A 25,268-nucleotide genomic window follows, 5' to 3' on the forward strand; every position below is an offset into this window, starting at 1 on the left:
TTAATTTAATAATTATCGCGAAGCCATTCGAATACCGATTCCATGTGATGCTTAACCTCAACAGTCGATTGCCTGTAATGGTTATTCATAAAACTAAAAATAAGTGTTTCTCCAGAATTGGTAATTAAATAACCGCTTAAAGAATAATTATTACCAACCGTTCCCGATTTAGCATAAATATAAGGCTTATTACCGCCTTTATAATACCGTTTTAAAGTGCCCGTTTTTCCGCCTACAGGAAATAAATTAAATAGTCGTTCTTGAGGAATATCGTTATATAATTTAGTTAAAACTTGAACAAAAGATGTTGGTGTAAATAAATTATATCGGCTTAAACCAGAGCCATCTACCCATCGCGGTTCTTGTTTTAAATCGTTTAACTGATGTTTTAAAATATGAGTTCGCACGCTTTGAGAACTTAAAGTATCGGACAATGTAGATGATGCCATGATAAGCATTTGTTCGGCCAGGAAATTATCGCTTACTTCCATCATGCGCTTATATAATGAATCTGTTGCAATGTTGCTGTAAGCTACCTTATCGAATGGTTTGTTTGATGCTTTTGCAAATGTTATTTTATTAGGATAAATGGCTTGCCAAAGTTGTTTTATTAAAGTAGAATCGATGACCAAAGGGACTTCAATAGTATCTTGATTTTTTTTGTTGTAATAGAAGGTGTTATCGTTATAATTTCGGCGTTTGGGGGTAAAAACTTCTGTTACATTTTTACTTAAAACTTGAGGAATAACATGCAAACTATCGGTTTTACTAATTGTTGCAACATTGGCGTACATAGGAAAACTGCTTCGCTCTGGACTAAAATAAGTGTCGTAATCTTCCCAAGCCCAACCAGGACCAAATTTTTCATCATCTAAATTATTATAAATCAATTTTACATGTTTATAATTTTTAGCCATTTTTAAAGCGGTGCTATCATTAAAAAAAGGATGCAAAAACGTTGGATTTCCGGTACCTAGAATAGTAATAGTATCGCCTTCTGTTTTATATTTAAATGCAGGAATATGGGTTGGCAAAAGCTGTAATGCCGAATACAGTGTAAAAATTTTGGTATTGCTTGCTGGTGTAAAATATTTGCTGGCGTTATAACTAAAAACAGTGTCGGTGGTTTTGGCATTTACAACAAGTAAACCCGTAAACTGATTGTTGTAAAAAGGTGCCTCAATTTTATTAATTATACCTTTTTTTAGTTTAGCCGATTTACAACTAAAAATACTAGCCAACACAAAAACTAAAACTAGCAACTTTTTGAACATAATTACTAACTTTTTAAATGATGGTTAAATTTAAGTCTCTAAACCCACTAAAAATAGCTTCGCTTGGGTCTATTTCTGAAACAATTGCATCAATTTCAGTTATAGGAACTACGGAATGTCGTTTAACAGAATTTATACGACTACTTACACACATAACTACCACATAGTTTGAAGCTCTTATCATACTATTCTTTATTCTAGAAACTTCCCAATTTGGTTCGGTTAAACCGCGATTTACATCAATACCATCGGTACCCATAAAACAAATATCGGCACTAATATTATATATCGGGTTTACAATATCGATACCAACGGTAACTTGTGCTTCTTTGTTTAATTTTCCGCCAATAAAAATAACTTCAATAGATGGATGATGCGATAACTCCACAGCTATTGGTAAACTATAGGTATAAATAGTTGCATTTATTTCTGGTGGAATTATTTTAGCCAATTCTAAGTTAGTAGAACTACCACTCATAATAATAACTTGGCCACTTTTTATAAGCTTTACTGCTTTAATTGCAATTTTTTTCTTTTCCTCAACATCGGCAATACTGCGCTCATCGTAAGAACGTACTCTATTTTCTTTTAATAATGCACCGCCGTGTACTTTGTAAATTAAATCTTTCGATTCGAGTTCTTTTAAATCTCTTCTAATAGTATCTTCAGACACTGAAAGCTCGTCACTCAAATTTTTTGACAGCACTTTTTTACTCAATTTAAGCCTATCTAAAATTAATTTATGACGCTCTTGTTTTAACATAAAGGATGAGAATTTTTTTATAAATATGCAATTTTCAAATTTATTTTGCAAAAAAAATGCACAAACACGCAAAAAAACGCAACACTTTTGTTATATTTGAGTGACTAATAACTCAAAATTAACTTTTATGAAGAAAAAAACTACCCTCGCTCTTCTTGTTTTTTTCACATCCACTTTTAGTTTATTGTTTGCTCAAAACATTACTGTTAGCGGTAAGGTAACCGACGCCTCTGGTGTACCGTTGCCTGGTGTGAATATTCAAATTAAAGACACAAACCAAGGCGCCTCAACCGATTTTGATGGCCTTTACAGCATTTCGGCAAAAACCGGCGATGTACTAACATTTTCGTTTATTGGCTTTGAAACCAAAGAAGCTATTGTTGAAGGCTCAACATTAAATGTAAGCTTAACAGAAAGTACCGATGCTCTCGACGAAGTTGTTGTAACTGCATTTGGTATTCAAAAGAAAGAAAAATCGCTTGGTTACTCGGTAACACAAGTAAAAACCGAAGATTTAAATTTAACTGGTAACACCAACCCAATTCTAGCATTGCAAGGTCAGGTTGCAGGGTTACAAATTAGTAACCCTTCTGGAACTGCTGGTGGTGGTGTAGATATTTTAATTAGAGGTATGTCTTCTATGGATCCTACGCAAAACAACCAACCGCTTATTATTTTAGATGGTGTTACCTTTAACAACGATACTTTTTCAGGTAGCATTTTGCCTGCAGCCGGAAGTAATGCCTCTGGAAGTAACGAGCAATTCTCGTTTGCAAGTAGAATTGGCGATTTAAACCCCGAAGATATAGAGAGCTTTAACGTGCTTAAAGGTGCAGCTGCCACGGCGCTTTATGGTAGCGCAGGCGCAAATGGCGTGATTGTAATTACTACTAAAAAGGGAAAACAAGGGAAACCAAAAATTAATTTAAGTGTTTCTACAACCCTTAGTAATGTTACAAAGGCCCCAGAATTACAAACCGAATTTAGACAAGGTATTTACGGTGAAACTAACACTTTGTATTTACCAGAAACACAAACTGGATACCAGTATATTTCTGGAACATCGAGCTCCGGACCATACAATTGGGGTGTAAGATACTCCGATGATTCCATTTTACAAGATGGTGAAACTTACGACTTATCGAACGATAAGTTTTACGACCCTTACGAACTTTTTGATATGGGTGTAAATAAAAATATAAATTTTGATATCTCAGGTGCTACAGAAAAAATAGACTACTATTTTTCGACAGCAAACTCAAAAACCGACGGTATAATTCCGTACACCGATTTTGCTAAAACAGCTTTTAGGTTTAAAGCTGGTTTTCAAGCTACCGAGAGTTTTAAAATTAACACCTCGATAATGTACACAAAATCGGATTCTAGAAAACCAACTGGTGGCGATAAATCTATAATAAGTGCTTTAGGATATTGGTCACCAACTTTTCCAATAAACGATTTTTTAAATGCTGATGGTTCTGCTAGAAACCCTTATCCAGGGTGGATAGACAACCCAAAATACAATGCCTATATTAGTGGTTTAACCGAAGATACTAACCGCTGGTTAGGTAACTTAAACTTAAACTGGACACCAAAGGAATGGTTCAATTTAAACTACACAGCTCAAGTTGATAATTACACAACTTTACTTAATCGTTTTGTACCACCAGAATTAGATGCTGGATCTCAAGTAAACGGTTTTATTGTAGATCAAGTTTACGATTTTATGGGATTAGAGTCTAACTTACTAGCAACCTTCACAAAAGATATTTCAGAAAAACTATCGGCTTATTTACTTGTAGGTAACTCGGTTAGAGATTTTAAAAGAACATCGTATAGAATGTATGGGCAAAACTTAAATATTCCTCATTTTAATCATATGAGTAACGCCCAAGAAAACTTTTCTATTTCAAATTATATTGCCCAAACAAGAACCATAGGTGTTTTTGGAGAGTTTAAATTAGATTACGACGACAAATTATTTCTGTCTGTTACTGGACGAAACGATTGGTCTTCAACCTTACCCATCGAAAACAATTCTTATTTCTACCCATCAGCTAGTTTAGCTTATAACATTCAAAGTTTATTTGAAAATAACGATATTTTTAGCTTTGGTAAGCTTAGGTTATCTTACGCTCAAGTGGGTAACGACACATCGTTTGGACAAACCGGATATTTCTTTTACCCAGATGCTAATTTCCCTTGGGGAGGCACAGGTGGTTATATTGCCGATAAAACCATTGCAGACCCTAACTTAAAAGCAGAAATGACAAAAAGCTGGGAATATGGTGCCGATTTACGTTTCTTTAAAAATCGCTTAAGAGTAGATTACGCTTACTTTAAAAACGAAGTGCATGATGCTATTTTTGCAACCAATACAGCACCTTCAACATCGGTTACTTCTATTAGAAGAAATGCTGGTTTATACGAAACTAGCGGTCATGAACTTTTAATAAGTGGCGATTTAATAAAATCGGAAGATTTAAATATTTCCTTAATTTATAACTTTAGTAAAAACCAAGGAAAAGTTATTGATTTACCAGATGAAGTACCTTATATTGATTTCTCTACCGACCTTACTGGTGCCTATTTATATTTACAACCAAGAGAAGGCGATAACATTGGTGCTATTTACGGTTATAATTATGACAGAACAGACGATGGAGAACTTATAATTGATTCAACCATTGGATTGCCAACCACAACAATAACCGACGAAAATAGAGTTATTGTTGGTGATGCAACTCCAGATTTTGTAATGAGTTTAGGAAGCAACATTAAATGGAAAAACTTTGCATTTAATTTTATGTTCGAATGGAAAAAAGGTGGCGATAAATACTCTTGGCAACGTTATATTTTAAATCGTATGGGACAATCGGAATTTACCATGCAATATAGAGAAGGTGATGGCCAATATTTATTTGATGGGGTCATGGAAGACCCTAACAACCCTGGAACTTACATACCAAACACTACTGTTGCCGATTTCTCACCAGAATCTGTTACAGGATACAGAATGTTTAACTGGACTGCTTACGGACGTAGAACCGCAGAAAACCTATTACAAGACGCCTCTTGGGTAAAAATAAGAAGTCTTGGTTTTAGCTACAGTGTTAACGCCTCTGTTTTAGAAAAATTACACCTTAGTAATTTCGAGCTTAGCGCAAATTTAAATAACATATTACTGTGGACACCTTTTGATGGTTTCGATCCGGAAGGAAGCGATTACTCTGCAGGTAGTAATAAATACGGATTTACGGGTAGAGGAATTCCTTTAACCGAAAACTATTCATTTGGTTTAACTATAGGATTTTAAAAAATAGCATTATGAAAAATAAAATAAAACATATACTCCTTTTAGTTTTACTAACTACAGGAATTTATAGTTGTGAAGACTATTTAGATGTAAACACGCCTTCGAGTGCTCAAACCGAAGATGCGCTTGATATGAAAGATATTATTGGGCCTGTAATGTTTAACACTGTTTATGCGTTTTACTATGCCGAATTATCGTACGGAAACTATACGCAATACTTTGGGTCGTACGGTTATGGTGCTGCAGGACTTACAAGTACTTCTGCCACTTGGTCTAACATTTATACCGAGGGACTTCCAAACATTGAAGTTTTAAAAGCCAAAGCGGATGCGCAAGGTGCAATACACTACAAAGCAGTAATTAAAATACTGGAAGCAGTAAATTTAAGCTTAGCCGTAGAATGTTGGGGCGATGTACCTTATTCTGAAATTGGTGATGCCTTTACTTATCCATTCCCTAATTTAGACGATGGTGAAACTGTTTATACCGAAGCTTTAAACATACTTAATGAAGCCATTTCTGATTTAGAAGGTACCGACGATTCTCAAATTTTAATGGGAGCCGAAGATTTATTTTACGATGGCGATTTCGATAAATGGTTACGCGCCGCATACACATTTAAAGCACGCATGCAATTAAAACTCATAAATACAGGTGGTGCAACTGCTAGCGATGTTTTAGCCTCAATAAACAATGGTTTCACTTCAAACGCCGATAACATTATGTTAGAGTTTCCAGAAGGTGAAATAAATCCATATTATTCAACCAATATTCTAGCGCGTAACACATCAAACTTTTTTCGCGCTCCTAACGACCAAATAGTTAGCATGATGAATGGAACCTCGTACCCTTTTGAAAGCGGTGTTGTTGAAATAGACCCTAGACTTCCTGAGTTTTTCGAAAACGAAGGCGAACCAGGAGACCCTTGGAGAGGATTTATGAATGGTGGAACAGGCGAATCGTCTGATGGCGAAGATGGAAATACATTTTATAAAGATGGTGGTTATCACACTAGCGCAACTGCTCCATTAATTTTAATGACTTATGCTGAAGCGATGTTTATAAAAGCAGAAGCTGAGTTTTTAGCAAATGGAGGAACTACAACAAGTACAGGAACTACAACCACTGGTTACAATGCTTATTTAGCTGGAATTGAAGCTAGCATGGATGAAATTGGTGTTGATGGAACAGATTATATGGCCGATACCGTTGTTGCTGTTGGCGAAACAGGTTTAATGCTTAACCATATTATGAAAGAAAAATATATCGCTAATTTTCATAACGTTGAAACCTATAACGACATGAGACGCTACGATTTTTCTGCAGATGTGTTTAAAGACTTAGCGCTTCGTTTAGAAGAAGATTCTGCAAGTGAATATTTAGGGCAATGGTTTAGACGCTCCATTTATCCTTCATCTGAAACCGATTCTAACGAAAATATAACTTACGACGAAACGACTTCAATTACTAATATTTGGCTTTTTGAATAATAGTTAATTTTTTTAATAGCAGGTAAAAACCTGAGCATTTCTGCTCAGGTTTTTTATTTAAATTTATTTCTACTTTAAGGCTTGCTTCAATTTTAATAAATCGTCTTTCGTGTGGTTTGCTGTAATAACAATACGACTCATTAAATTTTTGTACGTAGGATATTTAAAATTTGTTATTACTATATTTTCATTTAACAACCTTTGGTAAAACGAGGCTTCTTCAGAATAAATAACTGGATAATTTTTATTGAATTTTAATTCTACAGAAGGCTTAAAATCTTCAAACAAAAAACATAAATTTTCTTTCAATTTAGCTTGCTGAGATTTTATAATATCCTGAGATTTTAAATAAGCATATAAATACGCCGAATTTGTGCATGACGACGATACAAACAGCGGTTCGTTTTTTATAGCTTCAACAACATTTTCATCAGCAGCAATAACTCCGCCCGATAATCCTAAGGCCTTTCCTAACGACGACACCATTATTTTTTGATGCAAACAAGAATTATTTATACTATTAAAAACACCTGCGCCATTTTTACCCATTATACCAAGACTATGAGACTCATCGACAACCAAAATTACTTTTTTTGATTTTGAAATATCTTGAAGAAAACTAAAATTTGTAGCTTCTACTTCTAAACCTAAAATAGCATCTGTAGTAATAACAACATGTTCTTCGGTGTTATTTAATAAATTTGGATGCAACTGCTTGTCTTGAAAAATAGACACACTTTTTTCGTGTAAAATAGCAGGATGTGTTTTTGGATAATGATAAAACGCATAATTTTTTTTAGAAAAATGCTGTAAAACTAATTTTCCGGCTAAAGTTCCAGACGATGTAGTTACGGCTGCTTCAGCACCAATTTGTTCTGCAAAAAGCGTTTCGGCTTCATTAAAAATAGAAAGTTTAATGTTAGAGTTTCGTGAACTTCCGTAAAACGATCCCCATTTTTGCAAACCTTCAGCTAAATATTCTAGAAATTTTGGATGCGTTGGCAAGCCTAAATAAGCGGTTCCTCCAAAATATAAATAGTCATTACCATCAATATTTATAAACCTATCTGGAAACTCATTTACAATCATACATTTAAATTAGCGTAACTCCAACCCCGTTTTTTTCACTGTATTTTATAACGCCATCAGTTATGGTAACTCCATTTGCAATATCTTCGGCAAGTAATAAAGCGCCATCCATATCTACATAATCGAGCAGTGGCAATAAGTGCGCAATGGCCGAAATACCAACCGACGATTCTGTCATGCAACCTACCATAGTTTTCATGCCTAAGCTTTTAGCTTGGTTAAGCATGCGTCGCGCAGGTGTTAATCCGCCGCATTTTACCAGTTTTACATTAACACCATGAAAATGATTGTGGCATTTTGCAACATCGGCTTCAACTTGGCAACTTTCGTCGGCAATAACAGGTAAAACCGAGGTTTCGAATACTTTTTTATGGCCATCCCAATCATCGGCTTTTAAGGGTTGTTCTAAAAATTCAACACCTAATTTTTTTAATTCAATAGCGTTTTTAATAGTTTCATCTACGGTCCAGCCGCAGTTGGCATCAATTCTAAAAACCGCGTCGGTATGCTTACGAAGTTCGGTTACTATTTTAATGTCTTCTTTGGTGCCCAATTTAATTTTATAAATTGGCCATGGTAATTCTTTCATTTTAGACACCATTTTTTCAACGGTATCAATGCCAATAGTATAATCGGTTAACGGATTATTTGTAGTACTATATCCCCAAAGTTCGTAAAGTTTTTTGCCTTGTTTTTGGGCATACAAATCGTTAAAAGCTAAATCTAAAGCACAAAGTGCAAACATATTGTTTTTAAGCAACGGATAAAATACTTCCCAAAACTGTTCTGGGGTTTTATTTTTATGCGCTTGAATCTCTGGAATTAAGACCGAAATAGCATCGCGCATTTTTTCAACCGTGATGTTATAATACGGATTAGAAGTAGCTTCGCCCAACCCGGAAAAACCTTCATCGTTCAACTGAACAATAAGCGATGGTTGCACATCGTGCGACTCGCGCGAAATGGTAAATGTATGTTTTAATTTAAGCTGGTAAGGTTTTAATATAACCTCCATAAATAATGTGTTTTTATTTATAGTGAAGGTACTAAAAATGCTTCTTTACACCAATAAAACAAAGGTTAAAATAAGTTTTTAACGTTAATAATTTAGCGTTTAAAAATAGGACTATTAGGTAAACTGATAATCGGCAAATTTTTCTTCAACCTCATCAAAAGCAGCGAATACATCTTTAGCATCGTCGCTAGTTACCATTTTTGTTCTGTATTCTTTAAAATGCGGAATACCTTTAAAGTAGTTTGTATAATGTCTTCTAGTTTCTAACACACCAAGAATTTCACCTTTCCAATCGATACTCATTTGCAAGTGTCGGCGTGCAGCTTCAACACGTTCTTTCATACTAATTGGAGCTAAATGTTCTCCTGTATTAAAAAAGTGTTTTACTTGCTTAAAAAACCAAGGATTACCAATACTTGCGCGCCCAATCATACAGCCATCTAATCCGTATTGGTCTCGCATTTCCATAGCACGTTCTGGGGTATTTACGTCGCCATTTCCAAACACCGGAATATGCATTCGTGGGTTGTTTTTTACTTGGGCAATAGGTTTCCAATCGGCATTTCCTTTATACATTTGTGCGCGCGTTCGCCCATGAATTGCAATAGCCTTACAACCAACATCTTGTAAACGTTCGGCAACTTCAACAATTTTTATAGAATCGTGATCCCAACCTAAACGGGTTTTTACAGTGATAGGAATAGAGCTTCGTTTTACCATTTCGGCAGTAAGTTTTTCCATGAGGCACACATCTTTTAAAATTCCTGCGCCAGCGCCCTTACTTACTACTTTTTTTACCGGACAACCAAAATTTATATCGATTATATCCGGTTTAGATTCTGATACAATATCGATGGTTTGAAGCATGCTATCGAGGTTTGCTCCAAATATTTGGATACCCACGGGACGCTCTTTGTCGTAAATATCGAGTTTCATAACGCTTTTTGCAGCATTACGAATTAAGCCTTCGCTAGACACAAACTCTGTGTAAACTACATCGGCGCCTTGCTCTTTACATAACTTACGAAATGGCGGATCGCTAACATCTTCCATTGGTGCTAAAAGCAATGGAAAATCTGGAAGTTCTATATTACCTATTTTTACCACAACACAATTTTTGTGGCAAAAATACAGTATTTTAGTCAAATGTTATTTGCGGCTAAATTAACAACCTTGTTATAAATCTTGTTTTTTGAAAATTCCTTTTGAACCCACTGTTTTTGGCTTTAATTTAAATGTTCATTTGATTTTAGAATATTTAGCATTTTTTTTAGCATTTAGGTTTTATCTGTTTTTACGTAAAAAACAAATTGATGCTATTAACTCGAATAACAGACTTTCTATAATTCTAGGCGCCACAATTGGTGCTTTAATTGGTTCTAGAGTTATAGGTTTTCTGGAAAACCCTGTTTTTGACTTTACTAAAGAAAATTTAATTAACCTTATAAATACAAAAACCATTATGGGGGGTTTGTTTGGTGGTTTACTTGGTGTAGAATTGGCTAAAAAAATTATTGGCGAAACTAAATCGTCTGGCGATTTGTTTACATTTCCTATTATGTTAGGCATTTTTATTGGGCGTATTGGTTGTTTTTTATCGGGTGTAAACGAGTTTACCTATGGTAGAAAAACGTCTTTTTTTATGGGCATGGATTTAGGAGATGGTTTACTTAGGCACCCTACATCGTTGTACGAATTACTGTTTTTAATTGTTTTATTTTGTGGTTTATTTTATTTTAAAAACAAATACAAACTTAAAAATGGCGACTTGTTTAAATGGTTTATGATTTTTTACTTTGGTTTTAGGTTTTTTATTGAGTTTTTAAAACCTAACTTATTTTTGGTTTTTGGCCTAAGTACAATTCAATTATTATGTGTAGCTTGCTGGTTGTATTATTTTAAATACAAACCCTGTTTAAATTTTACAAAAAAATAATACCGTAAATAGCCTTTTACAATTATTTACAAACTTGCTCGCGCTAGGGATTGAGGCATTTGTTGAAGCTCCTCGACGCAGGAGAGAGCGACTGCCGAAAGCCCGGCCCTTGTGGTAGCGCCCAAATAAAAAAATTAATATGCCCAATAGAAAATATACGTACTACGATTATACTTTAAGCCTTTGCCCCGAATGTTTAACACGTGTTGATGCAAAAATTGTATTTGAAAACGATAAGGTTTATATGCTTAAGCGTTGCAAAGAACATGGTAACTCTAAAGTATTAATTGCCGATGATATTGCGTATTATAAAAACATAAGAAACTACAATAAACCTAGCGAAACGCCTTATAAATTTAATACAAAAACAGATTATGGGTGTCCTTACGATTGTGGTTTGTGTCCAGACCACGAGCAACATTCTTGCTTAACGGTTATTGAGGTTACAGACCGTTGCAATTTAACTTGCCCTACGTGTTATGCTGGGTCTTCGCCTACTTATGGCAGGCACAGAACTTTGGCCGAAGTTAAAAAAATGCTAGATACCATTGTGGCGAATGAAAAGGAGCCCGATGTGGTACAAATTTCGGGTGGAGAACCTACAATACACCCGCAGTTTTGGGACATTTTAGATTATGCAAAATCACTACCTATTAGGCATTTAATGCTTAACACCAACGGTATAAAAATTGCTAAAGATTTGGAGTTTGCTAAACGTTTAAAAACGTATACGCCAGATTTTGAGATTTATTTACAATTCGATTCCTTTAAAGATTCGGTATTGCAAGAACTAAGAGGTGCAAATTTAAGCGATATTAGAAAACAGGCTTTAGATAACTTAAACGCCTTAAACCTCTCTACAACACTGGTTGTTACTCTTCAAAAAGGGTTAAATGATAACGAAATTGGTGAAATTATAGATTATGCATTGCAACAAAAATGTGTGCGCGGGGTTACGTTTCAGCCCACACAAATTGCCGGTAGATTAGAAAATTTTAACCCAGAAACAGACCGATTAACTTTAACCGAAGTACGAAGAAAAATTTTAGAACAAACCTCTATTTTTAATCCAGACGATTTGTTGCCCGTGCCTTGTAACCCCGATGCTTTAGTTATGGGTTATGCACTAAAATTGGAAGACGAGGTGTTTCCGTTAACGCGATATATTAACCCAAACGATTTATTAGATAATAGTAAAAACACCATTATTTACGAGCAAGATGAGCAATTACAAGGTAAAATGATTGAGTTGTTTAGCACTGGTAACTCTGTTGAAGTTGCCGAAGAAAACCTAAAAAGTATTATGTGCTGTTTGCCAAATATTGATGCACCAAACCTAGGTTACGATAATTTATTTCGTATTATAATAATGCAATTTATTGATGCTTATAATTTTGATGTACGTGCTATAAAAAAATCGTGTGTGCATATTGTTGATAAAGACAACAAAATTATTCCTTTTGAAACCATGAATCTCTTTTATCGCGACGATAAAAAACAACGTTTAGAAGAACTAAGAAAAACCACATTATGATGTATTTACTAAGCCCAAACATGGATTTAACCGGTATTTTTATAATAATACTACTAATTATTTCTGTACCTGCTATTATATTGAGTATAATTGGTTTATTTTTATTTAAAAAGAAAAGAAAGACAGCTAAAATTTTATTTATTATTTCTGTTGTTTACCTTATCGTTAGTTTAGGAGTTTGTGGTGGTGTGATATCTTAATGAAAATATCTCGGCTACTTTTTTACACTGTAATTCGTCTTTTTTACCACAGGAATACCCGTTGCAGTTATCCCTTCTAGAGTAATTTGAACCTCGGTTTCAACAGCGCTATTAAAGTAATTTAATTGAATTTCTCCGTTTTCTTCTGGATGCACATATGGGTTCCAATACAAGGTATTTCTAATTGCATATTTACTACTGTCTTCGTTTTTTTCTGAAGGATTTGGAACATAAAACGCTCGAGCTTTGTAAAAGCCATCAATATCATCTTTAACGGTGTGGTAAATGGTTTTTTCTCGGTTTGATGCGCCTTCTTTAGTATAAATTAATATCACACCATTACCGCCATTAGCACCTAAAATAGAAGCACTTGCACCATTTAAAGTTTCTATTTTTTCCACATCGCTAGGTTGAATAAACGACACCTCTTCTTGCTCCCAAGGAATACCATCTACAATTATTTGCGCAGGTCCATTATAACGCGTAAACTTAATGGTAGAACCTGTAACTTGTACTCCAGGAATAGTTACTTGAATAAGCTGAAGGATGGTAGAAAAAGACCGCCTTTCATCTTCGAAAGTAAAGATTCTGTCTGGGGTTCCGTAAATGCTTTGCGAAGGTTCGGTTTTTTTCTTAGCTATAATTTCAACCTCATCTAAAACATTTTCTGGCATAACACCAAAAGACATATATTTTCTTAAAATATTATCTTTTATTGTTATGTCTTGCAAGGTGTCTACTTTTACAACTTCAGGATTAAAATTGGTTTCAAGAGGAAATCTACTAAACTTATCCAACAATAATTGCCCTTTTCCTTTTCCTTTTTCGTTTTTAGAACTTAACACAAACTTTGTTTTGCCGTAAAACATGAGGTCTTTAAACCTAAACATTCCTAAATCATCGGTTTCTGTACTTAACATTTCTACTTTGCCGTTATTAAACAAAGCCAATGTTACCGTATTATTTGCCTTAGCTTTTGTTCCCAAAATTTGTTTTACACGACCACTAAATGAAATCCCTTTTTCGGCTAAAAAAGGAGCTTTTAATAGCTTAGGTTCTGGTAAATTTTTCCATAAATAATTTCTCCAACCTTGGGTTAATAACAATAAATCTAAATTTAGTAATCGTCTTGGGTTTGCTTCATCGAAGTAATAACCCGGATTATGTACTTTTCCTTTAATGTCAAACTCCATTAAAAAATGCGTCGCAATGTTAGATTCGTATTGTTTCGATTCGTCACCATTTCTATCAATACAACTTATAGAATAACTTGCCAAAGCAACTTCTCCACTTTTATTTTTAGAAGAAACTGTTACCGTTATGTTTTCATTTGGTTGGTAACTATATTTATTGGTTGTAACTGCAACCTCCAAGTCTTTATCCTTTTCAATATAAATCAATCGTTCGCTATGTGGCCTATTACTGGCATCGATTAAAGTAACTTGATTTATACCTTCTGGAAGCGTGTTATTTGGAATTTCTAAATAAGTAGTAGGATTTGAAATTTCTTGCCTAATATCGAAATACGTAACGCCTTTAAATTTAAATATTATTTGAAAAGGCGCACTTGTTTGATTAGCTAAAGTATTTCCGTTAGTTTTAATAATGAGCATATTTTTACCTCTAATTTTTCTAAAACCTAAAGCATAACCTTGATCCAAACTGCTTGGAATCGCTATTTTTTTATTAGAATTTAAAAGTTTAGCATAAAATTTTTCTCCTGGTTTAGGCTTAAGCATAAATTTTCCCATACCATCGTGAAGTGTTCCAAAAAAAGTGACTAGCGAGTCGTTTGATGCTTTATAAATTTCTCCTTTTACATGAATAGGAAAACCCATTCCATTTGTTGCTTTAAAGGCTACAACATTGTTTACACTGCTTATTAACGAACCTCCTTCTGGAAAAAACTGAACATTATTTTCTATAGAAATCGGGTTTGTTAATTCCTCTTTTTTTGATTTTTTAGAAGCCTCTTGGGATTGAGAATTAGTCGACGCTAAAACATTTAAAATTTCTATGTTTTTTTTAAAAACAAAGTGATTTTCGAAATTCCTATTCCAATTGGTATAGGCTCTTAACTGATACATTCCAGGTTTTTCAATCCCTAACGAATCGTTTAAAATAAAATCCCCATGACCCAATCCGTTTTCTAAAATAGTTTTGTTTTGTACCACAACTTCATTGTCTGGAGAAACCAATTCTACATATAAAATATTACTTTTACTAAACAAAAGATTGCTGTAAGGATAAACCGAATATGCCTTATACCAAAGTGATTCGCCAAACATATATTTTGCACGGTCGGTGTGCACATAAATGCCTTCAATTTCAGGAACTTTTTTATTGGTTTGAGCTTTTAATACACTAATTTTAAAAATAGATAGTAGGAAAAAAAGGAAAAAAAACGTTCGTTTTGAAGCTTTTAAAAACGTGGTCATAAGTTTAGTGGTTTAAAGTATAAATTTAAGACTACAAATTGCTGTAAACGTTTAAATTAAATGAAATATTTATAAATTATCACCCATAATTTTAAAATAACTTATAATTTACCAACTAGCATTGTTTTACGCTCATTTAAAATCACATATATTTGCAAACTAAATCTATTTTTAGGTTAGCCATATGAAGAATATTAGAAACTTTTGCATTATTGCACATATTGACCATGGTAAAAGTACGCTTGCCGATCGTTTACTAGACTACACCGGTTCTGTAACCGAACGCGAAAAGCAAGATCAACTTTTAGATAACATGGATTTGGAGCGTGAACGTGGTATTACTATAAAAAGTCATGCCATTCAAATGGATTATATTTTTGAAGGCGAAACCTATGTATTAAACCTAATTGACACACCAGGTCACGTAGATTTTAGCTACGAAGTTTCTCGATCTATCGCCGCTTGCGAAGGCGCATTACTAATTGTTGATGCGGCACAAAGTATACAAGCTCAAACTATTTCGAATTTATATTTAGCTTTAGAAAACGATTTAGAAATTATTCCGGTACTTAATAAAGTAGATTTACCAAGTGCAAACCCAGAAGAAGTTACCGACGATATTGTAGACCTTTTAGGTTGCGATCCAGAAGATGTTATTCACGCCAGCGGAAAAACTGGTTTTGGTGTCGATAACATTTTAAAAGCCATTATTGAGCGTATTCCTGCTCCTGTCGGAGAGCCAAACGAACCTTTACAGGCCTTAATTTTCGATTCGGTTTACAACCCATTTCGTGGTGTAGAAACTTATTTTAGAGTTATAAATGGTTCTATTAAAAAAAACCAACAAATTAAATTTATTGCAACCGGTAAAACTTATGGCGCCGACGAGGTTGGTACACTTAAATTAAAACAACAGCCAAAACAAGAAATTAAAGCTGGTGATGTAGGATACGTTATTACCGGCATAAAAGAAGCTAAAGAAGTAAAAGTTGGTGATACTATTACAGATTCTGCCAACCCAACTAAAAATGCCATTGGTGGTTTCGAAGATGTAAAACCTATGGTTTTTGCTGGTATTTATCCTGTTGATACCGAAGATTACGAAGAACTTCGCGCCTCTATGGAAAAACTTCAGCTTAACGATGCCTCGTTAGTATTTGCTCCAGAAAGTTCTGCAGCTCTTGGTTTCGGGTTCCGTTGTGGTTTTTTAGGTATGCTTCACATGGAAATTATTCAAGAACGCTTAGAGCGCGAATTTAACATGACGGTTATTACAACCGTTCCAAACGTAAGTTACCACGCCTTCACAAATAAAAATCCAGACGAAGTTATTATTGTTAATAACCCAAGCGATTTACCAGAACCTTCAACCTTAAACCGTGTTGAAGAGCCTTTTATAAAAGCAACCATAATTACAAAAGCCGATTTTGTTGGTAACGTAATGAGCTTGTGTATTGAAAAACGCGGACAAATAACCAACCAAACCTATTTAACCACAGAGCGAGTTGAACTTAATTTCGATATGCCTTTGGCAGAAATAGTTTTCGATTTTTACGATCGCTTAAAAACCGTATCAAAAGGTTATGCCTCTTTCGATTATCATCCAATAGGCATGAAACAATCTAAACTAGTACGTTTAGATGTGTTATTAAACGCCCAATCGGTTGATGCGCTTTCTGCATTAATTCACGCCGACAACGCACATAACATCGGTAAAAAAATGTGCGAAAAGTTAAAAGAGTTAATTCCACGTCAGCAATTCGATATTCCTATTCAAGCAGCAATTGGAGCCAAAATTGTAGCAAGAGAAACTGTTAAGGCCTTACGCAAAGACGTTACCGCAAAATGTTATGGTGGAGATATCTCTCGTAAGCGTAAATTACTAGAAAAACAGAAAAAAGGTAAAAAGCGTATGCGCCAAGTAGGAAACGTAGAAATACCTCAACAAGCGTTTATGGCTGTTTTAAAACTTAACGATTAATAATTCTATAAAATTTGCACCTACAAATATTAAATCATTATTAATTCTTTTGTCAATTATTAATAATGTATTAATTTATTGAAAAACACAAGTATTATTCATTTTTTGCTATTTATTTTCGTAAGTTTATAACAACGAAAACTAAATAATGAAAATTGTTCATATTAGTGCAGAATGCTACCCTATTGCTAAAGTTGGAGGACTTGCCGACGTAGTTGGTGCACTACCAAAATATTTAAATAGTTCTGGAGAATACGCTCAGGTGTTTATGCCTTTTTACAACAATAAATTTACCCAGGAAAACACCTTTAATACTATTTTTTCTTCCGAAATTCTATTGGGCGAAACGCCTTATAACTTTAATATTTTAGTACTTGAAGACTCAACATTAGATTTTGATGTGTTTTTTGTTGATGTTCCCAATTTACTTTTTAAAGAATATGTGTATTCCTTTGAAGATACCGAACGATTTTTAGCCTTTCAAATTGCTACCTTAGATTGGTTATTAACATGGCACGATTACCCAGATGTTATTCATTGTCACGATCATCATACAGGATTAATTCCATTTATGCTTCAGGAAAGTTTTAAATACGAAGCTTTAAGATACATTCCTAATATTTTAACCATACATAATGCGCAATACCAAGGCTGGTTTCCTCATAACAAAGTCCATTTAATTCCGGCATTCAATTTCGATAATGTTGGCCTACTAGACTGGGGAGGAACAATAAACCCTTTAGCCGCGGCCATAAAATGTGCATGGCGCGTAACTACGGTATCTCCAACTTACATGGAAGAATTAAAAGAAAATGCCAATGGCTTAGAAAGCCTATTAAGCGCCGAAAGCCAAAAGTGCTCAGGTATTTTAAACGGTATCGATACCAATGTTTGGGATCCAGAAACCGATGAATTTATAGTACAAAATTATTCTATAAAAACTGTAAATAAAGGGGCAAAAGCCAATAAAAAACACCTTTGTGAAGCGTTTAATTTAGACGAAACAAAACCACTCTTCGCTTTTATAGGGCGCTTGGTTCACCAAAAAGGAACTGATTTGTTTCCCGAAATTTTTAAAAACGCACTAAAAAATAAAAATCTTAATATTCTGCTTTTAGGCTCTGGTGACCCTTATTTAGAAGAAAGCCTTAGTGCTTTAAAAACAGAATTCGAAGGTAATTACAATACCTATATTGGTTACGATGAAAAACTCTCACATATTATCTATGCCGGTGCCGATTTTCTTTTAATGCCATCGCGAGTTGAACCTTGTGGGTTAAATCAAATGTATTCTCTTCGATATGGTACCATTCCTATTGTAACAAAAATTGGCGGATTAAAAGATACCGTTATAGATATTACAGAACCCAATGGTTTTGGGTTTTGCCATAACAGTACCGACATTACAGAAATTAACGAAACTATATTACGTGCCGTGGCACTTTACTCTAAACCTACAAAATACAAACGAATAAGAACGCAAATAATGAAAATTGACCATTCATGGCATGCTTCAGCTCAACAATATATCAATCTATATAACACTCTAAACTAAAAATTATGATAAATAGTAAAGTGCTCTCAATTATTCTTGGTGGTGGCCAAGGGTCAAGGCTGTATCCACTAACGCACGAGCGCTCCAAACCAGCTGTTCCAATTGCAGGTAAATACCGCTTAGTAGATATCCCAATTTCTAATTGTATAAATTCTGATATTAAGCGCATTTTTGTATTAACGCAATTTAACTCAGCATCATTAAACCGCCATATAAAAAACACCTACCATTTTAGTTTTTTTAGTAGCGCATTTGTTGATGTATTAGCTGCCGAACAAACACCACATAATAAAGGTTGGTTTCAAGGAACTGCCGATGCTGTTCGCCAAAGCATGCATCATTTTATTCGTCATGATTTTGAGTATGCTTTAATTCTATCTGGCGATCAATTATACCAAATGGACTACGATAAAATGGTTGCTGCACACGAAGCTGCAAATGCCGAAATTTCTATTGCCACTATACCAGTAAATGCTAAAGACGCTACTTCTTTTGGTATTATGAAAGCTAACGACGAAAACGTAGTAACCTCTTTTATTGAAAAACCAGATGCTAGCTTATTGCCCGATTGGACTTCGGAAGTTAGTGACGAAATGAAAGCAGAAGGCCGAAATTATTTAGCCTCAATGGGTATTTATATTTTTAATAGAGACCTATTAATTAAGTTGATGGAAGATGAAACTACAATTGATTTTGGTAAAGAAATAATCCCTCAAACAATATCAAAACATAAAACGTTAAGCTATCAATATGAAGGCTATTGGACCGATATTGGAAATATCGATTCGTTTTTTGAAGCCAACATAGGATTAACAGAAGACATCCCAAAATTCGATTTATACGACAAAACTAAGCGCATTTATACCAGAGCAAGAATGCTACCAACTACCAAATTAGCAGGAACAACACTGGAAAAAGCTGTAATTTCTGAAGGTTGTATTATTAGCGCTGAAAAAATAGAACAATCGGTTATTGGTATTCGTTCTAGAATTGGTAAAGATTCTACAGTAATTAGCACCTATATGATGGGCAGTGATAGTTACGAAACTCTTGCAGAAATTGAAGAAAAACAAATTGAAATTTTAATGGGGATAGGTGAACGCTGTTTTATTAAAAATGCCATACTCGATAAAAATTGCCGCATTGGCGACGATGTGTCAATTGAAGGCGGTATGCACCTTGAAAATACCGAAACCGATACTTACGTTATTAAGGATGGTATTGTAGTAATTAAAAAAGGAGCCGTAATTCCTGCAGGCTTCAAATTATAATATATGGCACAAGTTAAAGCACATAGTTTATTTACAGAATTCGATATCAATCTTTTTAAAGCTGGTAAACACTTTAGACTTTACGAAAAATTTGGATCACATATTATTACCGTTAATGGTATAGAAGGCACATATTTCGCCGTTTGGGCGCCGAGTGCAAAAGAAGTGTCGGTTGTTGGCGATTTTAATTTCTGGACAGGAGGCGAACATCAACTTAACGTGCGTTGGGATTCTAGCGGTATTTGGGAAGGTTTTATTCCGTATGTTGGAAAAGGTAATCTTTATAAATACAAAATTGTAAGTCACCACCACGGCGTAGTTACCGAAAAATCCGATCCATATGCACGACGCTGCGAACACCCACCAAGTACAGCTTCTATTGTTTGGGAAGATAATTACAGTTGGAAAGACACCGATTGGATGAAAAAACGTAAAAAGCATAATGCTTTAAACGCACCATACTCTGTCTACGAAGTTCATTTAGGTTCATGGAAGAAAAAAGTGGAAGAAAACCGTTTTATGTCTTATTTCGAACTAGCCGATGAATTAGTAGCCTACGTAAAAGACATGAATTTTACCCATGTTGAGCTTATGCCAATTATGGAGTTTCCTTTCGACCCCTCGTGGGGCTACCAATTAACTGGATATTTTGCACCAACATCACGTTATGGTTACCCTGAAGAATTTAAATATTTAGTAGATAAACTACACCAAAACGATATTGGTATTATACTAGATTGGGTGCCCTCGCATTTTCCAGAAGATGCTCATGGTTTAGGGTTTTTCGATGGCTCACACTTATACGAACACCCAGACAAACGCAAAGGCTATCATCAGGACTGGAAAAGCTTAATTTTTAACTACGAACGTAACGAAGTTCGATCGTTTTTAATAAGTAATGCTATTTTCTGGTTAGACCAATACCATGCCGACGGTTTACGCGTAGATGCCGTAGCGTCTATGCTATTCTTAGATTATTCTAGAGAAGACGGCGAATGGGAGCCAAATATTTATGGCGGTCGCGAAAACTTAGCTGTAGTTAGCTTTTTAAAAGAATTAAATACAGAAGTTTACGCATCATTCCCAGATGTACAAACCATTGCCGAAGAATCTACAGCTTTCCCTATGGTTTCTAAACCAGTTGATATTGGTGGTTTAGGCTTCGGAATGAAATGGATGATGGGCTGGATGCATGATACCTTAGAATACTTTAAAAAAGATCCCGTATATCGCAAATTCCACCATAACGAAATCACTTTTAGTTTAGCTTACGCCTTTACCGAGAATTTTATGTTACCTCTTTCTCATGACGAAGTGGTTTACGGTAAAAACTCTATTTTAGGTCGTATGCCTGGTGATGAATGGCAACGTTTTGCGAATTTACGTTTATTATATGGCTACATGTTTACCCATCCAGGAACCAAATTATTGTTTATGGGTGGCGAATTTGGACAATATAACGAATGGGATTTTCAAGAAAGTTTAGATTGGAATTTACTCGAATTTATTCCGCATCAAAATCTAAAAAAATACTATAAAGCTTTAAATACTTTTTATAAAAACACACCTGCACTATACCAAAAACCTTTTGAAGGTGAAGGTTTTGAGTGGATAAGTTACGACGACCACGAAAACAGTGTTATTTCATATATTCGAAAAGGAGATAATGCCGAACAAAACGTAATTGTTATTTGTAATTTAACTCCAAGTTTAAGAGAAGATTACTGTATAGGTTTGCCTGAAAACAGAAACATAAAAGAAATTTTTAATAGCGATTCCACCGAGTTTGGAGGCAGCGGAGTTTCAAACAAAAATCCTGTAAAACCCGTAAAAAAATCATGGAATGGTAAACCATACTCGACAAAAGTAACTTTACCACCATTATCTGTAATAATTTTCGAATTTATTTAAAAGAATTACCATATAATCTTTTAATAAAAGATTAAAAACTCTTATATTTTTAGCTTCTTGCATTTTTGCAATATTAAACACCTAAATTTTTAATCTTTATTAATTTTTTAGGTGTTTTTTTAGGGAAAATAAACGCAAGAGGATTTTTTAATTTATTAAATTAGATACTTAACATATAAAGTATAAGCTATGATACTTAATACAGAATTAGAATACAAAGGAAACTTATTTCCTTCCAAAATAATAAACTACGAAAAAAACCTTAATGTACTTTCTTTTACAGCCGATAATGGCGTTGTAATGCAAATTACGGTTCGCAGAGACAGTATACTTCGTTTTAGATATACAACTACAGGAATTTTTGAAAATGATTTTTCGTATGCCATTACAAAATACGCAAGTAGAGGGTATAATCATTTAGAAGTAGAAGAAGAAACCGAAGCTTACGTAATTACTACATCAAAATTAATATGTAAAGTTGCAAAAAGCGATATGCGTATTTCGTTATTCGACGCTGTTGATAACACACTAATTTGTGAAGACGAACTTGGTTTTCATTGGGAAGAAAGTTACGCATTTGGTGGCAACGTTGTAAAAATGTCAAAAACAGCGCAAGCAGGCGAATGTTATTACGGTTTAGGTGATAAGCCTGTTGATAATAATTTAAAAGGAAAACGTTTTGAAAACTGGGTAACCGATTCGTACGCCTATGGCAGAGACACCGACCCTATTTACAAGGCCATTCCGTTTTACACGGCATTACACAATAAAAAATCGTACGGTATATTTTTCGATAATACCTTCCGTTCATATTTCGATTTTTGTCACGAACGCCGTAATATTACCAGTTTTTGGGCCCATGGTGGCGAAATGAATTATTACTTTATTTACGGCCCAGAAATGTCTGAAGTAGTAGAAAATTATACCGATTTAACCGGAAAACCACACGAAATGCCAGCGCTTTGGGCGCTTGGTTATCACCAATGTAAATGGAGCTACTATCCAGAATCGAAAGTAAAAGAAATAACAAGCAAATTTAGAGAACTAAAAATACCATGCGATGCTATTTATTTAGATATTGATTACATGGAAGGTTTCCGCTGTTTTACTTGGAGTAAAGAATATTTTCCAGACCCAAAACGCATGGTTAAAGAATTGGCTGACGATGGCTTTAAAACCATTGTAATTATAGATCCTGGAATAAAAATAGACATGGATTATTCGGTGTTTAAAGAAGGTTTAGATAAAGACTATTTCTGTAAACGTGCCGATGGCCCATACATGAAAGGTAAAGTATGGCCAGGCGAATGCTATTTCCCAGATTTTACCAATCCCGAAGTACGCGATTGGTGGTCTGATTTATTTCAAGAACTTATTGAAGAAATTGGCGTAAAAGGCGTTTGGAACGATATGAACGAACCAGCTGTAATGGATGTTCCTGGAAAATCGTTTCCAGACGATGTAAGACACGATTACGATGGTAACCAATGCAGCCACCGTAAGGCTCATAACGTTTATGGTATGCAAATGGCGCGTGCTACTTACCAGGGTTTAAAAAAATTCTCGTACCCTAAACGTCCGTTTGTAATTACCAGAGCCGCTTATTCTGGTACGCAACGTTACACTTCAAGTTGGACTGGCGATAATATTGCCACTTGGGATCATTTAAATATTGCTAATTTACAAGCACAACGTATGGCCATGTCTGGATTTTCGTTTATTGGATCGGATATTGGTGGTTTTGCCGAACAACCTAATGGAGAGCTTTATGCACGTTGGATACAATTAGGTATTTTTCATCCGTTTTGTCGTACGCATTCGTCGGGCGATCACGGCGACCAAGAGCCTTGGGCATTTGGCGATACTATAACCAATGTAGTTAAAAAATTTATTGAGCTACGCTATCAATTATTACCATACTTATACACGGCCTTTTGGCGCCATGTAAGCGACGGAATTCCTATTTTAAAGTCGTTGGTATTATACGATCAAGAAGATTCGCAAACCCATTATAGAAACGACGAATTTATTTTTGGTGAAAAAATACTAGTTTGCCCAGTAAATGCTCCTAACCAAAAAGGACGACGCATGTATTTCCCGTTTGGAAGATGGTATAATTTATGGACGGACGAAATTGTAACAGGTGGCCAAGAAATGTGGGTTGATGCCGATTTAGATAGTATGCCTATTTTTGTTAGCGAAGGCGCCATTATTCCAAAATACCCAATACAACAATACGTTGGCGAAAAAACGATTGAAGAACTTACCCTAGATGTTTATTATAAACTAGGTAAAGAAACCTCCCAAGTTTACGAAGATGCAGGCGACGGTTACGATTATATAAAAGGCCGTTACAGCTTACGCGATTTTAAACTTACTGGGAAAGAAGACGAACTTATTATACAACAATTTAAAACAGGTAAATACATTACTACCTATAAAACGTTTAAACTTAATTTACATGGGTTGCCATTTAAAATTAAAAAAATTGAAATAGATAATGTTTTAATTCCCGTAGAAGACCTAGTTTATAGTAGTAATACTTTAGTGCTAGATAAAGAATTTACAGAGCTTCATATTATGGCGTAGTACTAAGAAAAGAATTTATATCACATTATAAAAAGCTTCAAACGTTTAATTTGAAGCTTTTTTTTATTCTTTTCGTAACAAATTACTATTAACCCTTTGCTCTCCTATATTTTAATACATATCAATTACTTTGTAGTAAGCTTCCAATTTCTTCAAAAGAAATAGCTATAATTTTGCAATATAAATTTACTTTTACATCTTAATTTACACTAAAAAATTTCAAACATTCATTTATGAAAACCAAATTATCAGCCCTTTTTTTACTTCCATTTATCTCTTTTTCTCAAGATGTTATTACAAATATCGATGGTTCCACTATTAATGCTAAAATTTTAGAAATAAGTAAAAATGAAATAAAATATAAAAAAACAAACTATCTGGATGGCCCATTAATTATAATTGATAAAAAAGACATATCCCAAATAAAGTATGAAAATGGAGACATAGAAATATTTCAACAAACAACATCGGATAAAGAAAAAGTATATGCAGAAAAAGAAAAAAGTGATATTTCTAGTATTTTTAATAAAGGCAATAAAGTTTTTTTAGAAAAAAGTGATGACGCTAATAATGATGCTTTAGAGTATTTTAAAAATTCACTAAAAAAATGGAACTATTGGCAAATAGTTGAAAATAAATCTGATGCCGATTTTATCATTGTTTTTTCATTAAAAAAGAAACTTATGGGAGATAGAAAAGTAAAAGCCACCCTTTTAACATTAAGCGGAAAAACTTACTTAGAAACCAAAAGTTATGCGGCAAGTCAATCGGCGTTTTCTGGATATAATGGCTCTAGAACCGCAGCAAACAGACTGGTTGAAAAGTACTTTGCTAAAAAGTTTAAATAATTTCTTTAACAAAAAAACATTCTTTAACAATATAAAAAAGTGCTTAAAAAGTGAAAAA

The 25,268-nt window shown here is 34.3% G+C and carries 17 protein-coding genes; 11 read left to right on the forward strand and 6 right to left on the reverse strand.

What is annotated here, in order from left to right; translation table 11 throughout:
• Positions 1-5: 5 nt before the first annotated feature.
• Positions 6-1,274, reverse strand: coding sequence for a D-alanyl-D-alanine carboxypeptidase/D-alanyl-D-alanine-endopeptidase (locus tag LG651_RS03065; RefSeq protein WP_226694682.1), 1,269 nt, complete (start codon positions 1,272-1,274; stop codon positions 6-8).
• A 13-nt stretch (positions 1,275-1,287) separates the two neighbouring features.
• Complete coding sequence (locus LG651_RS03070) at positions 1,288-2,037, reverse strand: DeoR/GlpR family DNA-binding transcription regulator (protein ID WP_226694683.1); 750 nt, start codon at positions 2,035-2,037, stop codon at positions 1,288-1,290.
• Positions 2,038-2,164: 127 nt separating this feature from the next.
• Between LG651_RS03070 and LG651_RS03075 the strand changes: the two genes are divergently transcribed.
• Both LG651_RS03075 and LG651_RS03080 read left to right on the forward strand, forming a co-directional pair.
• A complete protein-coding gene (locus LG651_RS03075) occupies positions 2,165-5,353 on the forward strand; it encodes a SusC/RagA family TonB-linked outer membrane protein (protein ID WP_226694684.1) in 3,189 nt (1,062 codons plus the stop codon).
• A gap of 11 nt (positions 5,354-5,364) precedes the next feature.
• A complete protein-coding gene (locus LG651_RS03080; protein WP_226694685.1) occupies positions 5,365-6,843 on the forward strand; it encodes a SusD/RagB family nutrient-binding outer membrane lipoprotein in 1,479 nt (492 codons plus the stop codon).
• Between the two features lie 69 nt (positions 6,844-6,912).
• Here LG651_RS03080 and LG651_RS03085 read toward each other — a convergent pair whose 3' ends face one another.
• From LG651_RS03085 to dusB, 3 genes are all read right to left on the reverse strand, one after another.
• Positions 6,913-7,932 carry an aminotransferase class I/II-fold pyridoxal phosphate-dependent enzyme gene (locus LG651_RS03085; RefSeq protein WP_226694686.1) on the reverse strand — a complete coding sequence of 340 codons (1,020 nt, stop codon included), beginning with the start codon at positions 7,930-7,932 and terminating at the stop codon, positions 6,913-6,915.
• Positions 7,933-7,936: 4 nt separating this feature from the next.
• Positions 7,937-8,947: a dipeptide epimerase gene (locus LG651_RS03090; RefSeq protein WP_226694687.1), complete on the reverse strand. Its 1,011-nt coding sequence runs from the start codon at positions 8,945-8,947 to the stop codon at positions 7,937-7,939.
• A 114-nt stretch (positions 8,948-9,061) separates the two neighbouring features.
• Positions 9,062-10,054, reverse strand: coding sequence for a tRNA dihydrouridine synthase DusB (gene dusB, locus LG651_RS03095; RefSeq protein ID WP_226694688.1), 993 nt, complete (start codon positions 10,052-10,054; stop codon positions 9,062-9,064).
• Between the two features lie 85 nt (positions 10,055-10,139).
• On the opposite strand from dusB, the gene LG651_RS03100 reads away from it, so the two are divergent.
• The 3 genes from LG651_RS03100 (at position 10,140) to LG651_RS03110 (ending at position 12,617) form a co-directional block, all read left to right on the forward strand.
• Positions 10,140-10,883 (forward strand): prolipoprotein diacylglyceryl transferase, encoded by a 744-nt coding sequence (locus LG651_RS03100; protein WP_226694689.1) that lies wholly within the window; start codon positions 10,140-10,142, stop codon positions 10,881-10,883.
• A 139-nt stretch (positions 10,884-11,022) separates the two neighbouring features.
• Positions 11,023-12,417, forward strand: a complete 1,395-nt coding sequence (locus tag LG651_RS03105; protein WP_226694690.1) for a radical SAM protein — start codon at positions 11,023-11,025, stop codon at positions 12,415-12,417.
• A gap of 20 nt (positions 12,418-12,437) precedes the next feature.
• Positions 12,438-12,617: a hypothetical protein gene (locus tag LG651_RS03110; RefSeq protein ID WP_226694691.1), complete on the forward strand. Its 180-nt coding sequence runs from the start codon at positions 12,438-12,440 to the stop codon at positions 12,615-12,617.
• Between the two features lie 14 nt (positions 12,618-12,631).
• Here LG651_RS03110 and LG651_RS03115 read toward each other — a convergent pair whose 3' ends face one another.
• Positions 12,632-15,055, reverse strand: a complete 2,424-nt coding sequence (locus LG651_RS03115; RefSeq protein WP_226694692.1) for a TonB-dependent receptor — start codon at positions 15,053-15,055, stop codon at positions 12,632-12,634.
• Positions 15,056-15,239: 184 nt separating this feature from the next.
• On the opposite strand from LG651_RS03115, the gene lepA reads away from it, so the two are divergent.
• From lepA to LG651_RS03145, 6 genes are all read left to right on the forward strand, one after another.
• Positions 15,240-17,036: a translation elongation factor 4 gene (lepA, locus tag LG651_RS03120; RefSeq protein WP_226694693.1), complete on the forward strand. Its 1,797-nt coding sequence runs from the start codon at positions 15,240-15,242 to the stop codon at positions 17,034-17,036.
• Between the two features lie 148 nt (positions 17,037-17,184).
• Positions 17,185-18,591 (forward strand): glycogen synthase, encoded by a 1,407-nt coding sequence (locus tag LG651_RS03125; RefSeq protein WP_226694694.1) that lies wholly within the window; start codon positions 17,185-17,187, stop codon positions 18,589-18,591.
• 5 nt (positions 18,592-18,596) lie between these two features.
• Positions 18,597-19,862: a glucose-1-phosphate adenylyltransferase gene (locus LG651_RS03130; protein WP_226694695.1), complete on the forward strand. Its 1,266-nt coding sequence runs from the start codon at positions 18,597-18,599 to the stop codon at positions 19,860-19,862.
• Between the two features lie 3 nt (positions 19,863-19,865).
• Entirely contained in the window at positions 19,866-21,773 is a 1,908-nt protein-coding gene (gene glgB / locus LG651_RS03135) for a 1,4-alpha-glucan branching protein GlgB (RefSeq protein WP_226694696.1), read from the forward strand.
• Between the two features lie 189 nt (positions 21,774-21,962).
• Positions 21,963-24,362, forward strand: coding sequence for a glycoside hydrolase family 31 protein (locus LG651_RS03140; RefSeq protein WP_226694697.1), 2,400 nt, complete (start codon positions 21,963-21,965; stop codon positions 24,360-24,362).
• Positions 24,363-24,595: 233 nt separating this feature from the next.
• A complete protein-coding gene (locus tag LG651_RS03145; RefSeq protein WP_226694698.1) occupies positions 24,596-25,210 on the forward strand; it encodes a hypothetical protein in 615 nt (204 codons plus the stop codon).
• Positions 25,211-25,268 lie beyond the last annotated feature (58 nt).

Origin of the sequence: Neotamlana sargassicola, assembly GCF_020523965.1 — a bacterium.
GTDB lineage: Bacteria > Bacteroidota > Bacteroidia > Flavobacteriales > Flavobacteriaceae > Neotamlana > Neotamlana sargassicola.